Source organism: Xylanibacter sp., from assembly GCF_057607445.1.
Genome location: NZ_DBLZAX010000002.1, coordinates 104,598 through 125,926 on the forward strand (window position 1 = coordinate 104,598; position 21,329 = coordinate 125,926).

Here is a 21,329-nt window from a genome sequence, read left to right on the forward strand (position 1 = left end):
ATGTCTGTTTGTTCGTCAATGACGATTTTGTCGTTTAATTTATGTTAAATGTCTACATATAGGCATATTTTCCCGTTGACCATAAATCGTCAGTTTGTATACAGTCGCTTTTTATTTGCTTATGTCTTTGCTTTTTTCCTGAAAAGCTATATATTTGCATTGCTTAAAAAATAATTAACCTTAATCAAATGTTATGAACGCTTACAGCTATTCTTGCCGCACATTCATGTCCGTTTCGTCTCTTATGTCATCTTTGCGCCCTTCACGCATGCCCTTGCGCCTTGCCTTATTCTTTGTCTTGCTGTCATTCTCGTCTCAGCTCCGTTCCGCTTTGCCTGAGCGTACCGCAGCTAACGTCAGCAAGTATGCAGACATCTGCAAGCGCAACATCTATAAGGAGATGCGCGGAATGTATCGCGAGGCAGGCGGCTCACTTAAATATAAGTTTCTTGCTCCCGGCAGCAGTCAGTATCTCGATATGCTTTGGGACTGGGACTCATGGCTCAGCAACGTGGCTCTCAGGCAGATTCTTCTCGACAACGGCACGCCTAAAGACAGCATTCAGGCTCTCGACTATGAGCGCGGCTGTGTGCTCAATTCGTTGAGCTATTGCGGCATGGACGGCTGGATACCTATATGGATAGAGCGCAACGCACCTTCACGCGAAGAGATGCTCAAGAAGCGTAATCCCTGGAAGTCGAATATGCACAAGCCAACGCTGGCTCAGCATGCTGCCTTTATCGTCAGGACAATGAATGGAGATGCTGAGTGGCTGCGCGACGATTTCTATTATTTGCAGGCCTTTGTGTCTAAATATATGAACTTCCACCGCCATAAGGCAACAGGTCTTCTTTATTGGGAAACTGATGAGGCTATAGGCGTAGACAACGATCCCAGCACGTTTTATCGTCCCCACGAAAGTTCCGGCTCAATATTCCTCAACGCCCTTATGTATAAGGAACTGCAGGCTATGGCCTACATTGCCCGATGTCTCAGTTTGGGCGAGATAGCGGCTCAGTATGATAAAGAGGCAGCCGACTTGAAGTCGAAGATACAGGAGCACTGTTGGGACCCGCGCGACAAGTTTTATTACAGCGTCGACCTCAATCTGTTGCCTGTCGAGAAGCCGTCCATCAGCGGTCTTAATCCCGGCGACCTCTATCTGCATGTCGGTCAGCCGCGTAATTACGACTGCCTTATCCAGCGTTTCAGCGTGTGGAGTGGCTTTATGTCCATGTGGGCAGGCATAGCTACGCCGTCTCAGGCTGCCGACATAGTCCGTCTTCATTATCGTGACACCACGTCGTTCAATGCCCCTGCCGGCATCCGTTCACTGTCTCCGTTAGAGAAGATGTATAATCTTCGTGCCAGCGGTAATCCTTCGTCATGGCAGGGACCAATATGGATTAATGTCAACTACCTCGTCTTCCGTGGTCTTCTTAACTATGGCTACACTGCCGAAGCCCGTGAGCTGGCTGAAAAGACCGTTATCCTGCTTGGCCACGACTTCGAGCGCTTCGGTGCGTTACATGAGTATTACCTGCCTGAAAACGGAGAGCCGGTGCTCAATAAAGGCTTCCAGAATTGGAACTTCTTAGTCTTAAACATGATAGCCTGGCTAGAAGGTCGCCCCACCATTTCCGAGTTTTAATCGTATAGCATAATAAATGAAGAGCAGGCGCAAAAGTGCAATTAAAAATGAAAAATTAAAAGTGAAAAAACGAATGACAAGCTAGCATAAGACTTTGGAGTTAAAGTAGTTAGAGGAGTTATCGCTCACTTAGGTGAGCTAGGAGCATATTTAAGTGAAGAACGAAGAGTGAAGAGTGAAAAATCCAAATGCAAACGTATTGCTTACAAGTAGAAACCACAATACATTTGGATTTTTCGTTTTTTACTTTTAACTTTTCACTTTCGTAAGACGCACTACGTTGCTAATGTTCCGGCGGATCTGCGCTCCGCCGGAATTAAATATAAGGATCTTTGATCCGATTACTTCCTATTTTGTCATTGCATCATTTATACTTCACCTAAATCAGCGGTATTTTTAGCGGATCAGGAAATTAGCTGCGCTGACCTTCGGTTCTTATATTATATTCCGGCGGAGCGCAGATCCGCCGGCACATTAGCATTTTAAGTGAAGAACGAAAAGAGAAGAGTGAAAAATCCAATTGCAAACATAGTGCTTACAAGTAGAAACCACAATACATTTGGATTTTTCACTTTTCACTTTTGTAAGACGCACTACGTTTGGTAATGTTCCGGCTGATCTGTGCTTTCAAGTCGGGAGTTAAAGGAGTTAAAGTAGTTATCGCTCACAAAGGTGAGCTAGTAGTTAGAGTCGTATGCATTGTTGATTCTTTTCATAACTTCATAATCACTACGTTTGGTAATGTGCCGGCGGATCTGCGCTCCGCCGGAATTAAATATAAGGATCTATGATCCGCTAAAAATACCGCTTCCTTATGAAGTGAGTAATGAAAAATCTAATGATAATTTTGCATTAAAAGTATAAGATGATGCTAAATAGGAAGTAATCGGATCAAAAATTAGCTACGCTGACCTTCGGTTCTTATATTTAATTCCGGCGGATTTTTCGCTGTGCTCAACAACTCGTGCAAATCAGCCGGCACATTAGCGAACGTAGTGCTTATAAGGTCAGGATAAGAATCCACAATGCATTTGACTTTAACTCTCACTTGCACGACAATTAATTTCATTGATTGTCGGCTGCGCTCGGCATAACCAAATATAATTTGCTTCTGCTCTCGCTTGCACGACAATTGCAGATCTGCTGGCACAATAGCCTTGTTGTTTTTTTTCGCACGTACTACGTTGCCATTGTTCCGGCTGATTTGCAATCTGCCGGAATATAATATAAGGATCTTTGATCCGCTAAAAAATACCGCTGCCTTATGAAGTGAGTAATAAAAAATCTAATGATAATTTTGCATTAAAAGTATAAGATGATGCTAAATAGGAAGTAATCGGATTAAATAAATCTTTATACTCATTTCCGGCAGATTTTTCGCTGTGCTCAACAACTCGTGCAAATCAGCCGGCACATTAGCGAACGTAGTGCTTATGAGGTCAGGATAAGAATCCACAAAGCATATGACTTTAACTCCTTTAACTACTCTAACTACTTTAACTACCGAGAAACAAAAGCCTCCCCACGGGGGAGGTTGGGTGGGGCTTTTACTTCCTCCTTGTAATCACCTTTCCCGGTATCACGGTCAGTTTCATGGTGCCGTTTTCTTCTATTGCCACTTTCATATATCTGGCTTTTTCCACCACCTTTCCGTCAACTTCCATTACGCCCCATTGTCTCGGACTGTCCTCAAAGGCACAGAGCTTGCCTATCGGCGGCATTATCATTCTGTATTTCGGCGGCACTACGACTCTGTCGCCCGACTTCAGTCCCCATTTCGTTCCGCTCTTAAATGGTTGTGCGTCGGTTATCCTTTCCAGTCTTTTCTGTCTTTGTTCCTGTTCCTCTTGTTCCTTTCTCAGTCTCTTTTCCGCAGCCCTTGCGCTGGCTTCCGTCTTCAGTCTTTTTAGCAGGGCTTCCATGTCGTCCTTTCCGTCTATCCGTTCAGGCGTCATGCCTTTAGCCATGTGATAGAAGCGTCCTTCATTGTCTGCCGCAATAATACTTCCGTCAGCCAGTCTGCCGCAACACCAGTATGCCCTTTCCTCGTCACCTTCAATCACGCATGCCGATGTCTCGTAGCCCGTGCTAAGCGTCAGCGCTGCCTTGCGGCACGTCTCCGGCACGTTGCTGTCAGGTATTTCCAGATAAAAGCCGCGCCATGCCAGTTCGCCGCGTCCTATGCCCTGAGCGTTCACATACACATTCTTAGTCCTGCTGTATAGCGTTCTGCCCATCTTCAGCATCTCCACGCCTCCGAATACCATCACCTCCGGCTTCTCCCTGTACAGTCTGTTTGTCCTTATGTCAATATAAAACGTCTTGCATCCGTTGTCTTTCACCTCAACGAAGTCGTTCTTCACAAACCTCATGCCGCTGTATCTGTCGATTCTCATCATCACATTACCGTCGCCGTCAACCACGCCAACGCGCATGTCGCCGAATCTCACGGCAGCCATGTTGTCCTTTATGTCAAACACCTTCGCATATTGCGCCTTCGCCGTTATCTTCCTGCCGCGTTTCAGGCCCCATGTTCCACTCCGTTTGTCCTTGTATGCCGTCAGTGCCTTAGCCTCCGTCTCGTCTCCGTCTTTGGCTTTCTCTATATATGTCAGCAGCCTTTCGTGGTTCATCACCACTTCCATTTCGTCCTTTCCTATAGCCTCTTCGTAAGCTGTCAGTGCCGTCGCAGCCAGTTGCCTGCCACGTCTTTCCGTCTCCGCCTTTCCAGTCATCCTGCCTTCAAACATAGCCATCCAGTCGCGTTCCCTTGTCGGCAGTCCGAACACACGATACAGTCCCACGTTGTCTATCAGCATGCACGCATCCTTGCCCTTGCTCATTCTCAGTCCGCGGCCCACCTGTTGCAGATATTTAGCCAGCGACAGGGTGGGGCGGCCCATCTGCACAAACTCCACGTCAGGACAGTCGAAGCCCTCGCTGAACACGTCAACGTTCACCATCACCTTTATCCTTCCCGCCTTAAAGTCGTCCACCAAGGCTTTACGTGTAGCCCGCGGCGTCTTGCTGTCTATCGCCACCGCCTTCACGCCCCGTCTGCTGTAGTATTCCGCAATGTTTCTGGCGTGTTCAATGCTTATGGCGTACACAATGCCCTTTTTGCCGTCGGCATAGCGCTTCATGGCGTCATACAGCCTTTCGATGCTCGTCTGCCTGTTCAGCTTCTCGTTCATCTCCTTTATCTGGTAGTCGCCGTCGGTTCCCCGTCTCTTCAGTTCGTTTATCAGTCTCTGTTCCTCGCTCTCACGTCTTATCGACACATAGTCGAACACCGACAGATAGCCGCGTCTTACAAACTCCGCAATGCTCCATCCCGATATCAGCTTGTCAAACAGATCCGTAAATCCCTTGCCGTTCATTCTGCATGGCGTGGCCGTCATTCCCAGCTTCTTAGCCTCCGGGTATCTTCGCCACAGTTCGGCGTATGTGTCAGCCAGCGCATGGTGAGCTTCGTCTATCACTATCAGGCTCGGCTTCTCGTCCTTCACGTCCTCCCAGTGTCTCGCCAGCCATTGTATCGACAACACATGGATCTTACTGGCGTAAGACAATTGAGAATTGATAATGGATAATGGAAAATTATGATTTGCCTTGTGCTTATTTCTAGGCGTTGAACAACGTTTGTCACAGTCTAATTGTGAAACATCGTTCGGTTTAACCCAATTATGAAACGTAGTTCGGTTTACCCCAATTATAAATTGTGAATTATGAATTATGAATTGTTCTACCGTTTCCTTTATCTGTTCCACCAGTTCCCGTCTGTGTGCAACAATCCACACGCTACGCGTCCGTCCTGTCGTTTCGTTTTTAGCGTTTAGTTCTTCATTCACGAGTGCAGCCAATACTCTCGTCTTGCCGGTGCCTGTAGGCATCTGCACCATCACGCTCTTGCATCTTTGCCATTCGTCAATGATGCGAGCCATTATGTCCGTCTGATAGTCGCGTAAGTAAGCCACAGATTATGGAAGTGGTTGTTAGAAGTTAAAGGAGTTAAAGTAGTTACAGAAGTTAGAGTCAAATGCATTGTAGATTATTATCATGACTTCACATAGTGCGTGCGACAAGGACCAACAAGGCTAATGTTCCGGCTGATTTGCAATCGGCCGGAATTGAGTATAAGGATCTATGATCCGATTACTTCCTATTTGACATCACCTCATACTTTTAATGCAAACTTAGCATTAGATTTTTCATTACTCACTTCATAAGGAAGCGGTATTTTTAGCGGATCATAGATCCTTATATTTAATTCCGGCGGAGCGCAGATCCGCCGGCACATTACCAAACGTAGTGATTATGAAAGTAATCAGATTGCAAATCTTTATATTCACTTCCGGCAGATTAATTCTATTGATTGTCGGCTGCGCTCGGCATAACCAAATGAGATTTGCTTCTGCTCTCACTTGCACGACAATTGCAAATCAGCCGGCACAATGGCAACGTAGTGCGTCTTACGAAAGTGAAAAGTTAAAAGTGAAAAACGAAAAATCCAAATGTATTGTGGTTTCTACTTGTAAACACTACGTTTGCAATTGGATTTTTCTCTCTTAACTCTTCGTTCTTCACTTAAAAATGCTCCTTTAACTACCAATAATATTAGCGCATGTTTTTTTCACTTAAATACTCATCCTTTCGTCGCAATGTTCCACAAGAACAGCGTGTTGCCTATAATATATCTTCTCCACATTCTCTTAGGCTCTTTCAGCAGTCTGTAGGCCCATTCCAGTCCATGCTCCTGCCACCACATCGGTGCACGTGCCACAGTGCCTGCAAAGAAGTCGAACACTGCGCCTATCGTTCCTACGTGGCAGTGTATGTTAAGCTCGTTCCAGTGTGAGTAAGTCCATTTTTCCTGTTTCGGTGCCGTCATGCCTATCCACAGCAAGTCGGGGTTAGCCTTGTTTATAGCCTCTATTATGGCGTCGTTGTCTTCTTTGCTGAACTCCGGCTTATATGGTGGCGAATACGTCTCCACTGTTATGTTAGGATAGTCCACGGCAGCCCTTTTCTTTATCAGGCTCAGCACCCTTTCGCTGCTGCCCATAAAGAAACATTTGCCGCCTTTGCGGTTCAGCTTGTCCATCTCAAACGCAAACATATCCCATCCCGCTATGCGCTCTTTCGGCTGCGACTTAGCCTTCAGCCATTTGCACGCCTTCACTATGCTCACTCCGTCAGGAATAAGCACATCGCCTTTTGTTAGGGCCTCTGCAAACAGCTTGTCCTTCAGGGCGGTGTTATACGAATGGGCGTTGATAGTATTTATCAGCAACTTGCCTTCAGGAATATTATTTAAGGCAGCCTTACTTTCTAATATTGTCAAATTTTTAAGTATTAACATTCGCTATATTATATTTAAAGGTTTCTACTTGTTCTAGTTTTTCTGCCAAAACATACTGAATGCACTGTTTTTATAAGGGAGGCAGTATTCATAAAATTGTAAATTATTCTGTTCTTGATTAAAAGTATCAAAGCAATCACCAGCAAAAACGACCTCGTCTTTACGGCAATTACAATCATCACACGTACAAAAATATTCACCTATAACAGAATTTTCCGGAACCATTGTGTTTCCATGTTTCAATTGCCAAAATGGGAAATCTTCACTATGCAGTTGCCACTTAACCTTGCCATCTTGCGCATACACAAGCATCATTGGTATATAAGCGCACTTCAAACACCTGATAGCCATAGCAGAAAAACTCACGTTGTATCTGCCAGAAAGTTCTTTAATCAAAGATCCTCCAAATTTTTCATTCTGCAAATCAGGTTTTAATAGCGACCATGGCATCAGCAGAGATGCGGCAAAGTCATCTGCTTCCCGTTCTATTATCCAAGCCTCATTATTTCCAAATTGGTTGTAATTATGGTAATGAGGCTGCATAATTCCGTTTATCAAAGCAGTTCGATGATGATCAATGAAATAATGTCCCAATTCATGAGCCAAAGTAAACCTTCCCTTTACCTTATCTGGTCTATTACCACGAGCAGTATTCAGATGGATATAAAAAATATCATTTTCTTGTTCATAAACAGTCAATCCGTCAAAAGTATCCTTACCGTAATCATCACACACTAACTCTATTTCCTCTTCTTTTACAATTTTTATTAATGATATTGGGATAGAATACCGTAATGCTATTCGTTCTGCAAGTTTATTAGTGCCAACACATCTATTCATCATCATTCTTTTTATTTTTGTGCTGACTTTTTATCTTTTCTATAACGCTCTTAGGGAGTTTATTAAAATTTCTAGCAGCCATAGTATAATTTGATTTAGGGTACATATCTGGCAACTTTTCTTCTTCGAAACACATATCATCATCAATAACTTTATGCATCTCGCATCTATTACTCACAATAGCTTCAATATCCACCATCATATCTTTCGTTTTAAGCACATAGTTCTCATACATCTGCTCAAAAAACAAATGCTCCTCTTCATTTCTTGGAGGCAAATTACCTGTTGCTCCCAGCATGAAATTCAATTCATCTATTGTTAGTTGTGCCATATCTTAGTTCTTTGGTTTGTCATTTAACATCATATATGCTTCTCTTTTATATACTCTTATCGTTGTTTGTGAAATTCCAAGTCTTTTTCTTAACTTACTTAATAGCTTTCGAGGCAGCTTTTTACCGCTTAGTTCGTATGCTTTATATGTAAGATATATTATTCTATGCTTATCGTCAAGTACCGAAAGTTTTTTGTCAAATGCTAAAACTAGTTCCATCTTTTTATCTGAATCTATATCCGGTGTGTAATATTCCACAAAACCTTGTGCATTTTCAATCACCGATAAGTCTTCTTCTTCCTTTTGGTCAACACAATACCCGTTCTTTGCATAATCGAATAATTGTGAAGCTACTATTCTTTTCAACCATATAATAATTGCTGTTTCTTCATCTTTGCAACGAGACTTATTCATGTCGAATGAGTTTGGATACTTCCATACTTTTACGAAAGTACATTGCATTGCTTGTAAAGCATCTACTTCTGTAAGTTTCAACTTCAATGCCTGTATCTCTGCATAGAGTCGAATTTTATTTTCAAAATAAGTTGTAAACAAGACAAGACTTTCTTCAGCCTTTTCCTTATTATTTTTATCGCCTATCGCTTTCAATAAAGCGATACCATCTATTTGCTCTTCAGATTTTTGTGTCATTTATTTTATTATACTAACGGTTTTGGTATGTTTGTGAGCGTCCTCTAATGGAGCTCCCATTAAAAAATGATAAAAGTAAAGAATACAAACGGCACAAGCCGTTACAATGCTCCTGCTGGCTATAGTTCTTGGCTAGAATATTGGGAGAAAAAAAGCGGTAAAACCGCACGTAAATGTTCTGCTATAGGCTGTAATGTATACGGCAGGACAAATCTTGTAGGTGCACATGTAAAGAAAGTGTATGGATTGGATAATCATTCCTACATTGTTCCCTTGTGCAGATCATGCAACAATAGAACTGATGAGTTTTTTGTGGATGAAGTTTTGATTCCACTGCCGAGCAATTGGTAACTTAACAGTTTTTATTGTTAAACTTTTAAAGTCTCCTGCTTGCGTATTCTATGCGCAAGACAGGAGATTTTGATTTTTAATTCATCATAAAATTTGTCAATAGTCTTTTTATTCTATGTATAGTTCTATTTAAATTCCAAATACTATATTAACTATCAAGCAACTAGCCAAGTGCATTCAAACATTTCTGTGTTTAGGGAATATTTACTATCTTTGCTTTGTCAAAGTCTCACACAACATGAAAAAGTTCTACATAGATAAAGTATATAATGCGTATGTAGGTCTTGATGCCAAACAGCGTAAGGACCTTATCTGTCAATTAAACTCGCTTGATATACCTGTAACAAAGATTGAAGCATATACATATCCTGAAGCTCCCGGCATCAGGCATCTTTTCTTTTATCTAAAAGGCAACAAACAGCCTGTGCCTTATTTCCTTTTAGAAGAACAACAATTAGAAAAGATACAAGAACAAATTTATTCTTACTTAAAATAACTTGTTCATCCAATCATTTCTTGATACAAGCTGCCAATTTGATTATTTATTGTATCAATGTTAAATGTTGTATTGGCAAGGTTTACAGATTCTTTTATAATCTTGTTTCTTAACTCATTGTCGTCAATAAGCCTTTGCATGTTTTCTGCCAATTTATCTATGTCTCCAGCATTAAACAGCAGCATATTTTCACCATTTAAAGCGATGTCAGGAATGCCGCCTACAGGAGTTGTTATCACTGGCAGTCCGTAAGCCCATGCATCAAGCACAGCCATTGGGAACCCTTCTGCATAACTAGGCAGACAGAAAATCTCCGATTCTTTAAAAGCCTTGTCTTTTGCATCACCGCTAACCCAGCCTAAGAATACGGTTTGACTTTCTATTCCTAAGCTTTGAGCCAGTTCTTCGCCTTGCTTAACTTCACCATTTCCGGCAAAAACTATTTTCCAGTCAGGATATTTATTTGCTATTTTGGCAAATGCTTTTATCATATCGGCATATCCTTTTCTGGCATTTACTGTTCCTGCATATAATATCTGTTTTTTCTTCTGATATGTCTTGTATGACACCTCTGATGTACATGGATTATAAACAACCCTTACTTTGTCTCCTAAATCAAAAGCGTCATTAACATACTTCTTCCATAATTGCGATAACACTATCACGCAATCAGCTTTACCAAACAGATATTTGTACACGCCTTTATGTTTGCTGTTAATTGTTGTATTTGGCGAAAAAGCATGAAAGTGCACAATTACTTTCTTACCAAACAGTTTAGCAAAAGGCATAAACAGACATTTCCTTATGGCTGAAGGCGGTTCACTCATGTGTATATGAACCAATTTACAAAACGGAAGCAAGCATATAAACGTGAGCCAGCCTTTTATCAGATATAATATTTTCCATCCGGCACTCTTGTCTATATGTGTTTCTATCCATTTGCAATGATATTCTTGCCACTGTTTGCCTTTTTTATGGGCATTAACTACAGATGTTATACCACCGCGGGTTTTGTGAGAGGTTGCTATGATTAATGTTTTTATCATTTTATTGCTTAAATCTAATTATTTTTGCAGGTATGCCTCCAACAATTGCATTATCTGGAATATCTTTGGTAATAACTGCATTTGCACCAATTGTTACATTATTACCAATTTTTACTTGACCAAAAATTTTAACGCCAAGTCCAAAATAGCAGTTGTCCCCAACTTCAACAATGCTATTGTCTTCATCTTTATATTTATTACCAAAGACCACACCAGGCAATATAGTGCAATTTTTACCTATTTTGCATGTTGGTTTAATATGAACAAAGTCTCCTGTATGATATATTCTAAATCCTGGACCGACAGTATTAGGATATATAGTAAAGCGAAGTTTAAAACCTAAACGTTTATATTTAACCCAGTGATATAAAAATAATATTTTTGAACGTTTTGTATTTTTATAATATTCGACATATCTTAAATGTCTGATGTAATGATATATATACCAAACTTCATTATGTAAAATTCTATCTTTCAAATTTGGTTTATTATTATTGAATCTTTTTAAGTCTTCTAACAAATAATATTTTAAATTTTGCCTTGATTGTATCATTTCTTCTTTATTTGTTCCAACAAATTGTCCCATTGTTTCATTACTATATTCGTATTATATTTTTGGGCTGATTCAAATGCAGTCATACCCATAGATTCTCTCTTTGTCTTATCGTCCATTAATACGGATAAATACTTAACATACTTTTCAATATCATTGTCTCTAACTAAAAAGCCGTTATAATCATTTTCAATAATATCCTTAGGACCGCATGGAATATCGTAAGCAATTACAGGTAAACCACAAGACATAGCTTCTGTTATTACAAGTCCCCAACCTTCGTATGTAGAGGTGAAACATAAAATGGAGGATTCTATATATTTATCTCTAATGTTTTTTACTGGATCGTTGATAAAAACACTATTATTTAATCCGTATGTATTTATCAAATCCTCTAATTTTTTCCTGTCTGGTCCCTTACCATAAATATTTAATTGCCAATCTTTATGTTCATTATAAACTCGTGCCCAAATAGCAATTAATCTATCGAATCCCTTTTGAGCGTCTAATCTTCCAACAGCAATAGCTTTTTTATTATTAAGTTTTGACGTTTGTTCTGAGGAAAAAGAATTCATATTTGGAATTCTTATTATATTAGTTTTTTTACATGAATCTTTCCAGAGTTTCTTATCTTGGTCTGTTAATACCACTAATATATCAGCTTTTGAAGCTATATATTCATAATATTTTGTTATATATTTGGCCTTCACTAATGATGTATTAAAAGCCTGGGCCATTAAATTTGCTACATCATGATTGAAATGACATTCTAATATGGAAACATATTGAAAGCTACAATGTATAGGTAGAACAAAATATGTATAAATAACAATATTGGGCTTTATATTTTCTAATAGATTCTTAAGTCTTTTTATTCGAATAAAAAATTTTAAAATTTTATTTTGACATTCAGATAATCCAATATCATAGTGCTTAATATTATCATTTAGTTCATAATAGAACGAATTTTTTCCCTGTATTTCTGTTATAATTGTGACATCGTTTCCGGTTGCGGCAAAATGATTGGCTTTTATTGCTGTAACTCTCCCTATACCTCCAGGATGTGACATCTCTGGTACTATATATACAATATTCATAATTTTTATGTACTACATTTATAATTTGTTCCTTAAATAATATATTAGGGATAATAAATAAAAGTTCTTTTTCCTTACACAAAATATCACAAGTTTATGAAAAAGAGGTAGAGTTTGAATCGGATATATAGCAAAAATATGATTCCATATATTTAAATTGAAAATTTTTTCACAAAGTTCTTTTTTATTATCAATATTTGAATTAAAAATACTTCTAAAAAAACTTCTATTGTAACCAATGAAAAATCGTACAATATTTAAATTAAAATTATTTAATCCGTATGCTTTTGTAATTTCATTAAGTCTGTAATAAAGATATATATTTTTTTCTATCTTATTTGCATTAAATGTCTTGCTTAATGATTCATTATTAAAACAATGAATATACAAGGCATCTTGAATAGTCCTTATGCTTTTACATAAAGGAATGAATGTTGCATCAAATACAATATCTTCAGAAAGAATATTCCGCTCTGACTCAAATTTAATATTATGCTTATCTATTATTTCTTTTTTATAAATACCATGCCAAACAGCCATTGATTCAGAACGTTCCTCTTTTACTCCCACATTACATGCTATCATATTACGACATAATTCAAGGATTTCATTAGAGTCTTTTAAATCACGGTCTTTTGTATTTTCAGTATAAGTAGATTTATCTTTTTTTTCAACTATGAATCCGCAATAAACTATATCATATTTATGATTTATCGTTTCATTATATAACTTTTTATACATTGAAGTATCAACGTAGTCATCTGAATCGACAAAAGCTACATATTCACCAGTTGCAATATCAAGGCCTGAGTTGCGTGCATAACCAAGCCCTGCATTTTGCTTATGTATTACTTTTATTCTATTATCTTTTTGTGCATATTCATCACACATAGAAGGACAATTATCTGGTGAACCATCATCAACTAATATTATTTCAATGTCATTTAGTGTTTGGTTGACTAGTGATTGTATGCAGCGGTCAAGATATTTTTCAACGTTATATATGGGAACGATTATGCTTACTTTCGGTATTTTATTCATGTCTTCTTTCTTTAACAGCATTTACAAATTCTTCAAATCCATTGAATTGTGATTTATGATTCTTTTTCCATACTTCAAATTGTTCATCATTAAAAATATTATGATAAGGATAATTGTAATTTCTAAAATTACTTCCATTTACAAATATCGGATAGTCATCATAGAAATCATCCTCCTGTAGTTCTCTGCCTGTATCTAATATGCTATTGGCATACTCAAAACATTCATTTATATATTGGAGTTTTCTTTTCTTATAATAATCATCATAAGTACCAATGATTTTTGCTGGAATTCCAACTGCTATACAGTTATCAGGAATATCTTTTGTTACAACAGAACCAATACCTATAATAACATTATTTCCAATAGTTACATTTTTTAATATCGTCACATTTTCACCAAGCCATACATTATTTCCTATTTTTATTTTACCATGGCTTGGTATGAAATCTTTGTGACTATTAACAAAACACCAAGAAGCCCAATCATGTGTTAAAATCACAGTTCCTCTATGAAGGAATACATTATCGCCAATTTCTAATAATTCAGGGCGAGATATATCAATCTGTATTTTTTTTGGATCAAGAACTATACATCCTTTTCCAATTTTAACTCTATTTTTCTTAAGATATTTGATATATCTATTAGAAGATGACGTATAATATAATTTATATATTTTATTAATAATTCTTTTTATCATAAGGCAGTATAATTGTTATTTGTATTTGTAGTATAATTTAGACTTTCTAATGTCATCATATTTAAATGTATATAACGACATAATCAGTATTGGTATAATTGGACATGATGTTTGTAATGCATTGTTTGTATTTAATAGCAAAAAAACGATTATGATTGTGCTGTAAAACATAAAATTATTTGTTTTAATGCTTTTTAATTCTTTAAACATAAGTATTAAGAAACAAATTGTGAAAATTATTCCATATCCAAATATTAAATTTACAACTGAATTTTCTATTGCAATAAGTTCATTTTTTTGCATAATAAGCAGATTTAGTTTATTTGAAATACCAAATAATATATCTTTTATATCTAATGACATGAGTATGTCAATTAAGATAAATCTTGCGTTTGAACTACTGTCATCTTTCGTTAAGCCTGTTGATAGACGTGAACCTAATGAATGGGTTTCAATATATGATATGCTGAAACTTATTGCTGCAATTATAAATAATATAAATATTGCTTTTTGCCATATTTTCATTTTATTACCTTTCATATCTCTAAACAAATTGATTATGAAAATAAATCCTAAAAAGTATATGGAACTTCTTGTGTTGAATGCAAATATGGCAATGTATCCAAGAAAAAATAATGCATATTTATTTTGGATATTCATTCTTGAACTTAAAATGATTGTGGACAAGATACTGACCAAGAAAGCATTTTGTAGTGGATGTCCATGCAGGCTATAAGCTCGCATATCCAAACTTTTTCCCATAACATCAATTGCGGAGATATCCGCAAAAAGTATAACTTTGCTTACAGATTCAAAAATAGCGACTCCACATTCTATTATAAAAAATAATATTATCATCTTACGTATATAGAATATATGTTTTTCTTTTGTTATACGTAATAACGACATCAATAAGACCGGTTCAATTATAAAGTTTAAAAATCCTGATAGACCTGCAGATTTCTTAAAAAAGAATATATTAAGTGAACCGAATATAATAATTAGAATGAATAATTTTTTTTCTACGTTTGTAAATCTAATATTCGATATGTTTCTTAAAAATACTAAAGCTAAAAATGGTAATGCTAAGTAGTGTGATAAGGCAATAACGCCATTACCATCTAAGGTTAGGTGTAGAAATTGCTGTACAGATATACCAATAAATAAAGTTATAAATATATATAGCAAAAAGAATTTTTCAGCTTTCATTTTGAATGAATTTTATATTTTATTATTGTTTCAAATTCTTTTAAACGGACTTTAATCTTATTACATACAGTATCATTCTTGTCTGTCCATAAACCAGAAAAATCATGTATAGATAAACTGCCTGAATTATTATAATACTCTTTTGTCCTACAATCTTTACAGCAGAAAATATTTTGTGGGTATATAGTTATTTCATTAAGATCCTGATATGAATTATCTCTTTTTAATCCATGATTAACTAAAATATTCGTGAATAGTATTACGTTTGGAGATAGATTAAATCTGAATCTTCTAAAAAAGTGCATATCATTATATAGAGACAAAAATTGTTTTATAATGACATTGTTCTTTTCACTTCCGATAATCCCTGTCCCTATATAGATTTCATGCTCAAATCCGGCGAATGCTTTGTGTGAAAGAATATCTTCAGGGAAACGTTTTAGAGCAATAATGTCCGTATCAAAATATATCCCACCTTCAGTATATAGAGCATAAAGTCTGCATACATCAGATACAAAAGCATATTTTTTTGCGAAATAAGCTTCCCTCGTAAAATTTAATTGATTAACGTCAAAATTATTTTCATTCCATTCTTTGATTTCATAATCGGGGAAATATTTTTTCCACGTATCGATATATTTAAGTACATTTTGTGACTTTGGATTATGTCCGAACCAACAATAATGGATAATTTTGGGTATCATAAGCTATCCTTGATATTATGCTTTATTATTTTTGTATATCATATGTCATCAACATCGCATATAGAGTGGGGGGTGTCTAAATCAATCTTAAATTGATTGCACATTGGGTTTTCTTCAAAAAATTTCATTATCTTAATTTGGAATTTTATACTCTCCACTCTTCTGTGTCCGGTAGATATTAGTTTTGCAGGAATTCCTCCAATTATTGATTCTGGAGGAATAGATGAAAAATCTTTACCTACAAGACTATTACTTGCTACTATAGTCTTGTCTGGAATTATAGCTCCACTAGATACCGTAGAAGAATTGCAAATCCAACAATATTCACCAATGAATATTTTACGAGAAAATCTTCTAACAATATGTTTATTGAAGTCTGCCACATAATGAAAATTTGCATCAAATATTTGGCATCGATGTGCAATTCTAGAATGTGCGCCAATACTCATTTTTGTGTAAGCCGAAACATTACAAAATGTTGATATTTTTGTATCATCACCCAGTTCAAGTATGCCTTGTTTTTCAACATTAATTTTATTGCCTGTTCCTATTTCGCACTTACCTCTGAATATGATTTTCCCCTTTATATTTAATTGTGTATTACCAACAGCGCATTGTGGGCTATAAGGAATAGTTACATTTATTCGTACCATTCCAGTTTCACATTTCCCAATACATTCCATTGTACCAAATTGTGAAAATAGTTTTGGCCATCCATATATAAATACAGGGAATTTAATTGCTTGACGTAATGGGAAGAATATGAAATTAAAATAAATCGTATATAATGGATTGAACCAATGACTCCATAACTTCTTTAATATACGATCTGAATAAGCTTCTCTTAATTTGTCAATTGTTTTCATTTTCATTTTTATTTATATATTTTCTTAAGATTGATATTATATATTTTTTCTCATTTTTAGATATTCCTACAAGCCATGTTGATATACAAGTTACTATTAAGGACAAAATTATGAATATAAACATCATAGTCTGTGTGTCAGGCAGAATGTTCTTAATAATAAAATTTACTATAAATGATAACACCATGACATAGCATATAGGAAGTATGACCAATTTAAAATAATCAATTACAGAATAGTTTATGTATGGTTTTATTATGGTTAAAACAACTACTAAATAACACAAACGTACAATGAAAAGAATTATAAAGACACAAACTGGTGAATAGCCGCTTTTCAATGCTATATATGCCAATGGAAAAACTAAAAGGAAAACTGTACTGCCAACAGAAATGTATTTTTTTAGTTTTCCAACGGCTAGCGCTACAGACCATACTGGATTGTTCAGAACATTAACAAGAGAATATGCAAATATCCAAAGAGTAAATATGTTTGTATAATTTGGTACTTCCTTAAGCCACAGATGCAATATTCTATCAATGCATAAGCCAAGAGAAAGGCATAGAACCCACAATAGAAGAAATGAATATTTTGAACTATTATAGAAAAGTTTTAGAAGATATTGATTATCACCTTGTGCATAAGATTTAACGATTTGCGGACGTACAGAAACAAAGAAGTTCGTCGTAAAATTATTTACCGCATTGTTTATCTGAAATGATATTCCACGTGCAGCATTTACAACAGGGCCGAAAAACATATTGAGCAAGATATTCACTCCGGAATCATTTATGGCATAAACGGCTGTACCTACAGTATTCCATCCTACAATGGATGATGTCTTTTTAAATAATGATTTATCCCATATATAATATAGTTTACATTCCTGATACCGTTTACGGCAGTAGATAAAATATGTAGATTGTACTATTAATGAAACAAATAGCATTAAGAAACCATACACTATAAGCCTGTCAAAAGGAGTTATACTAATAGCATACGCAATAGCAAGACGGGCACAGCCCTCAAAGATACCTACATACGAATATATGTTCATGTCCTCATGAGCAATAATTTCAGAATTAAAAACTATGCCCATGAGCGTAATGCATAATGAAATTAGCGTAAACTGATAAACCCAGATTGCGGCTGTAAGTCTTTCCGGGGGTATTGTCAGCTTATTATAAACAAACCATAATCCTATCGTTTCCCCCAAGAAAATAATGATGACTGACACTACTAAATATAAGATGAGGTGTTGGCAAAAAACATCATTGGCACCTTTAATGTTATTTTTTCCTAATTCTATATTAAGAAAACGTTGAGTAGCATTAGCTAATGAAGATTGGAAAAATATAAACATTGATGTCAGGCCACCAACAACATTATAAATTCCAAAGTCTTCAATACCTAGCTTGTCGAGTACTATCCTTGAAGTAAAAAGTGTTATAGTCATAAGGAACAACATTCGAATATAAAGGAATATTGTGTTCTTTGCTATTCTTTTATTATTTTGAGATCTGTCAGTCATGTTATATAAGTGAAAACAGTCGCAGAGCACAATCGGGATTGCGCAATTATTAATTAAAAATTAAACGTTTTAGCGGAAATGAATGGTTACAAGTTAAAAATTAAATATTGTTGCATTTTTTGAATTATAATGCTGTTGATTGTACCTATTGAATGTTGTATCATAGAGCTTTGAATCTATTTTTTGCTATTATTATTTCTTTCATAACGTGTTGATTTGCGAGGTAAAACTCAGTGAGTTTTGAGGAGAAAAACAATGATTTTCTATTCAGAAATGATTGCTTTTCGGGAGTTATGAAGTTAAGTCATGTGCTTTGTGGATTATTATCATAACTTCGTCGTTTACTCATATTTCTTAGTAATTTATCTTTACATATCAAGAGCATAATCACCTTGTAGTAAGGTTGTATATATTTTGTTATTTATGTAATATTTATTGTTCTATATCAGAAAATCTTTTTTCGGTTTTGAAAAAGATTTTGAAAATAAATATTTACATTTTATTTTTCGGTTTTATTTTTTTATTTCAAAAAAGATTTGGCCTTTTTCGCGTTTTTTACGACAGGTAGTGATTAAAGCCTGCAGAGCTCTGTCAAAGGACAACCGCACAGATGCAAGTCGCTGTATATATGCATGTTACATTCGTTTCTTATGCCATTTTCAGCCTTCCGGAGCACAGTAAGAGTGATAGGGTGGTAAGCTGTTTTCAAAACTTTTTATATATATGCGATAAAATAAATTATCGGCATGTATATATATTCATTTTATTTTTTTTGCGCGTATATAATATAAAAAGTTTATAAAGTAGGTGGTAAACCTAGCACTGCGTGAGTTAAGAGCCCCACCAAACCTCCCCCGTGGGGAGGCTTTTGTTTCTTGGTAGTTAGAGTAGTATTTTCTAAATGAAGAGCAGGCGCAAAAGCGCAAACGAAGTTCAGCGTTAGCTAATTAAAAATGAAAAATTAAAAGTGAAAAACGCCTGGCGTAAATAAGAGTGAAAAATCCAATTGCATTGTTGGTTCTTTTCGCAAGTACTGCGTTTGCTATTGACTCTAACTCTTACAACTACTTTAACTTCTTTAACTCCTATCCGAATTCTGCATCTGTCCTTCTTTTTACCTCTATTCTTAATAGTTTATCTTTATATATCTAGAGCATAATCACCTTACTGTAACCTTATCACGTTTTTGCGCATTTTAGTCGATTTTCAACATATAATGAATGTTAATTTTTTGTCATCCAAAATTTGGATATTAACATTGTTAACGTTTTTTTTACTCGCTTTTTTAGGCATATCTTCGCATAAAAGTGACAACCTTGCCTGTAAGGTTGCAGTGGTATATGCCTCATCATCACGCATTATCTTATATCATTTATTATCAACGCCTTATACCAGATAATAGTTCCGAAATTACGACAAAACAGGCATTAGGGTGTGATAGGGTGGTAAGTAGGTTTCGTAACTTTTATATAATATTTGTGTTTTGTGTCATCCCAAATGGATATTAACACTTATATTCCTCGGGCGCGCGCGTAAGGAGTTTATAGAGCAGGTTACCACCCTATAACAGGGTGAATTAAAAATGAAAAATTAAAAGTGAAAAATGCCTGGCGGAATTTAGAGTGAAAAATCCAAATACTTTGCTGGATTTTTTCGCAAGTACTGCGTTTGCTATTGACTCTAACTCCTAGCTCATCTTAGTGAGCAATAACTACTCTAACTCCTTTAACTCCCAATGACAATAGCACAGGAAACCATGTGTCTTTATTGCTTCTTGCCAGCATCAGGACTAACTTTCTTAATTTTTAATTCTTAATTTTTAATTGCGCAAGCCCGCTCTTCGTTCTTCACTTAGAGAAATCGAAACTTAAGCCTCCCCACGGGGGAGGTTTGGTGGAGCTCTTTATTTGCGCCTCAGTCTCTTGTGAGTTGTGTGATGAGCTGTGTGAAGTAGTTGCGCCACTCGTTGAGCTTTTCTTGTTCTGCTTGCTGTTGTGGCGACTTGATGAGGCGATAGCTTTCTATCCTGCGCTTGTAGCCGTCTACTATTATCGAGTTGGCGGCCAACAGCTGAATGCAGGTAAGGCTGTCGCCAGACTTCAGGTTGTTGTCTTAGACTGCTTTAATGAATCCGTGACGTACATGCAGCTCTGTTTCTAGTGTCCTGCAGCTGCGGCAGGTTGACTTAACTAATTTGTCGATAACCACTGTGGTTAACAGACGTGCCTTCTTTTCGGCTGATTCTAAATTTTTCATTGTTGTATAATTGAATTTACACAATATCATTTTTTGTTCCGGCGGATTATCATCGGTAGTTATAGTAGTTAAAGAAGTTATAGTAGTTAAAGTCATATGCTTTGTTGATTCTCATCATAACTTTTTGTACCGAGGATTATCATCGGTAGTTATAGTAGTTAAAGAAGTTATAGTAGTTAAAGTCATATGCTTCGTTGATTCTTTTCGCAAGCACTACGTTCGCTATTGTTCCGGCGGATCTGCGCTCCGCCGGAATTGAGTATAAAGATTTGCAATCTGATTACTTCCTATTTTGTCATTGCATCATTTATACTTCATTAAATATGCGGTACTTTTAGCGGATCAAAGATCCTGATATTATATTCCGGCAGATTACAAATCAGCCGGCACATTAGTCTTGTTGATTATTATCGATCGTAATACATTGGCTATACCCACAAGACATTCGGTAGTTGTTAGAAGAGTTAAAGTCATATGCTTTGTTGATTCTCATCATAACTTCATAATCACTACGTTCACTATTGTTCCGGCTGATCTGTGCTCCGCCGGAATTGAATATAAGGATCTCCTGATCCGCTTACTTCCTATGTGGCATTACATCATAACTTTATACCAAACATTAGCAAACGTAGGTAGTGATTGCA

Annotated in this window: 19 protein-coding genes; 3 read left to right on the plus strand and 16 right to left on the minus strand. The window is 36.3% G+C overall.

Annotation, left to right across the window (positions count from 1 at the left end):
- Positions 1-268 precede the first annotated feature (268 nt).
- On the plus strand, positions 269-1,651 hold the full coding sequence (locus tag ACZMIG_RS02370; protein WP_487889049.1) for an MGH1-like glycoside hydrolase domain-containing protein: 1,383 nt from the start codon (positions 269-271) through the stop codon (positions 1,649-1,651).
- A 1,547-nt stretch (positions 1,652-3,198) separates the two neighbouring features.
- On the opposite strand, the gene ACZMIG_RS02375 is transcribed toward ACZMIG_RS02370, so the two are convergent.
- From ACZMIG_RS02375 to ACZMIG_RS02395, 5 genes are all read right to left on the minus strand, one after another.
- Entirely contained in the window at positions 3,199-5,628 is a 2,430-nt protein-coding gene (locus ACZMIG_RS02375; protein WP_487888984.1) for a DEAD/DEAH box helicase, read from the minus strand.
- A gap of 668 nt (positions 5,629-6,296) precedes the next feature.
- Positions 6,297-7,013 (minus strand): WecB/TagA/CpsF family glycosyltransferase, encoded by a 717-nt coding sequence (locus ACZMIG_RS02380; protein WP_418874170.1) that lies wholly within the window; start codon positions 7,011-7,013, stop codon positions 6,297-6,299.
- Between the two features lie 33 nt (positions 7,014-7,046).
- Positions 7,047-7,859 carry an ImmA/IrrE family metallo-endopeptidase gene (locus tag ACZMIG_RS02385; RefSeq protein ID WP_418874171.1) on the minus strand — a complete coding sequence of 271 codons (813 nt, stop codon included), beginning with the start codon at positions 7,857-7,859 and terminating at the stop codon, positions 7,047-7,049.
- On the minus strand, positions 7,846-8,184 hold the full coding sequence (locus ACZMIG_RS02390) for a hypothetical protein (protein WP_418874172.1): 339 nt from the start codon (positions 8,182-8,184) through the stop codon (positions 7,846-7,848). Before ACZMIG_RS02390 ends, ACZMIG_RS02385 begins: the two co-directional genes overlap by 14 nt.
- A gap of 3 nt (positions 8,185-8,187) precedes the next feature.
- A complete protein-coding gene (locus ACZMIG_RS02395) occupies positions 8,188-8,835 on the minus strand; it encodes a sigma-70 RNA polymerase sigma factor region 4 domain-containing protein (protein WP_418874173.1) in 648 nt (215 codons plus the stop codon).
- Positions 8,836-8,901: 66 nt separating this feature from the next.
- On the opposite strand from ACZMIG_RS02395, the gene ACZMIG_RS02400 reads away from it, so the two are divergent.
- On the plus strand, positions 8,902-9,186 hold the full coding sequence (locus tag ACZMIG_RS02400) for a hypothetical protein (RefSeq protein WP_418874174.1): 285 nt from the start codon (positions 8,902-8,904) through the stop codon (positions 9,184-9,186).
- A 238-nt stretch (positions 9,187-9,424) separates the two neighbouring features.
- Positions 9,425-9,682: a hypothetical protein gene (locus tag ACZMIG_RS02405; RefSeq protein WP_487888985.1), complete on the plus strand. Its 258-nt coding sequence runs from the start codon at positions 9,425-9,427 to the stop codon at positions 9,680-9,682.
- 5 nt (positions 9,683-9,687) lie between these two features.
- Here the strand turns inward: ACZMIG_RS02405 and ACZMIG_RS02410 are convergent, their stop codons facing one another.
- The 11 genes from ACZMIG_RS02410 to ACZMIG_RS02460 form a co-directional block, all read right to left on the minus strand.
- Entirely contained in the window at positions 9,688-10,728 is a 1,041-nt protein-coding gene (locus tag ACZMIG_RS02410; RefSeq protein WP_418874176.1) for a glycosyltransferase family 4 protein, read from the minus strand.
- A gap of 1 nt (position 10,729) precedes the next feature.
- Positions 10,730-11,314: a serine O-acetyltransferase gene (locus ACZMIG_RS02415; RefSeq protein ID WP_302698375.1), complete on the minus strand. Its 585-nt coding sequence runs from the start codon at positions 11,312-11,314 to the stop codon at positions 10,730-10,732.
- Positions 11,278-12,378, minus strand: coding sequence for a glycosyltransferase family 4 protein (locus ACZMIG_RS02420; RefSeq protein ID WP_302698374.1), 1,101 nt, complete (start codon positions 12,376-12,378; stop codon positions 11,278-11,280). Before ACZMIG_RS02420 ends, ACZMIG_RS02415 begins: the two co-directional genes overlap by 37 nt.
- Positions 12,379-12,396: 18 nt before the next feature.
- Positions 12,397-13,419, minus strand: coding sequence for a glycosyltransferase (locus tag ACZMIG_RS02425; RefSeq protein ID WP_487888986.1), 1,023 nt, complete (start codon positions 13,417-13,419; stop codon positions 12,397-12,399).
- Positions 13,412-14,119 carry an acyltransferase gene (locus ACZMIG_RS02430; RefSeq protein WP_418874178.1) on the minus strand — a complete coding sequence of 236 codons (708 nt, stop codon included), beginning with the start codon at positions 14,117-14,119 and terminating at the stop codon, positions 13,412-13,414. Before ACZMIG_RS02430 ends, ACZMIG_RS02425 begins: the two co-directional genes overlap by 8 nt.
- Before the next feature lie 15 nt (positions 14,120-14,134).
- The gene (locus tag ACZMIG_RS02435) at positions 14,135-15,328 is read right to left on the minus strand and encodes a hypothetical protein (protein WP_418874179.1); all 1,194 of its coding nucleotides are present in this window, start codon (positions 15,326-15,328) and stop codon (positions 14,135-14,137) included.
- Complete coding sequence (locus tag ACZMIG_RS02440; protein ID WP_418874180.1) at positions 15,325-16,032, minus strand: glycosyltransferase family 32 protein; 708 nt, start codon at positions 16,030-16,032, stop codon at positions 15,325-15,327. The genes ACZMIG_RS02435 and ACZMIG_RS02440 overlap by 4 nt, the downstream gene beginning before the upstream one ends.
- Before the next feature lie 38 nt (positions 16,033-16,070).
- Complete coding sequence (locus tag ACZMIG_RS02445) at positions 16,071-16,898, minus strand: acyltransferase (protein WP_418874181.1); 828 nt, start codon at positions 16,896-16,898, stop codon at positions 16,071-16,073.
- Positions 16,885-18,354 carry an MATE family efflux transporter gene (locus ACZMIG_RS02450; protein ID WP_418874182.1) on the minus strand — a complete coding sequence of 490 codons (1,470 nt, stop codon included), beginning with the start codon at positions 18,352-18,354 and terminating at the stop codon, positions 16,885-16,887. Before ACZMIG_RS02450 ends, ACZMIG_RS02445 begins: the two co-directional genes overlap by 14 nt.
- 1,989 nt (positions 18,355-20,343) lie before the next feature.
- Complete coding sequence (locus tag ACZMIG_RS02455; protein WP_287604201.1) at positions 20,344-20,496, minus strand: hypothetical protein; 153 nt, start codon at positions 20,494-20,496, stop codon at positions 20,344-20,346.
- 45 nt (positions 20,497-20,541) lie between these two features.
- Positions 20,542-20,685, minus strand: a complete 144-nt coding sequence (locus ACZMIG_RS02460; RefSeq protein ID WP_302024803.1) for a hypothetical protein — start codon at positions 20,683-20,685, stop codon at positions 20,542-20,544.
- Between the last annotated feature and the right edge of the window lie 644 nt (positions 20,686-21,329).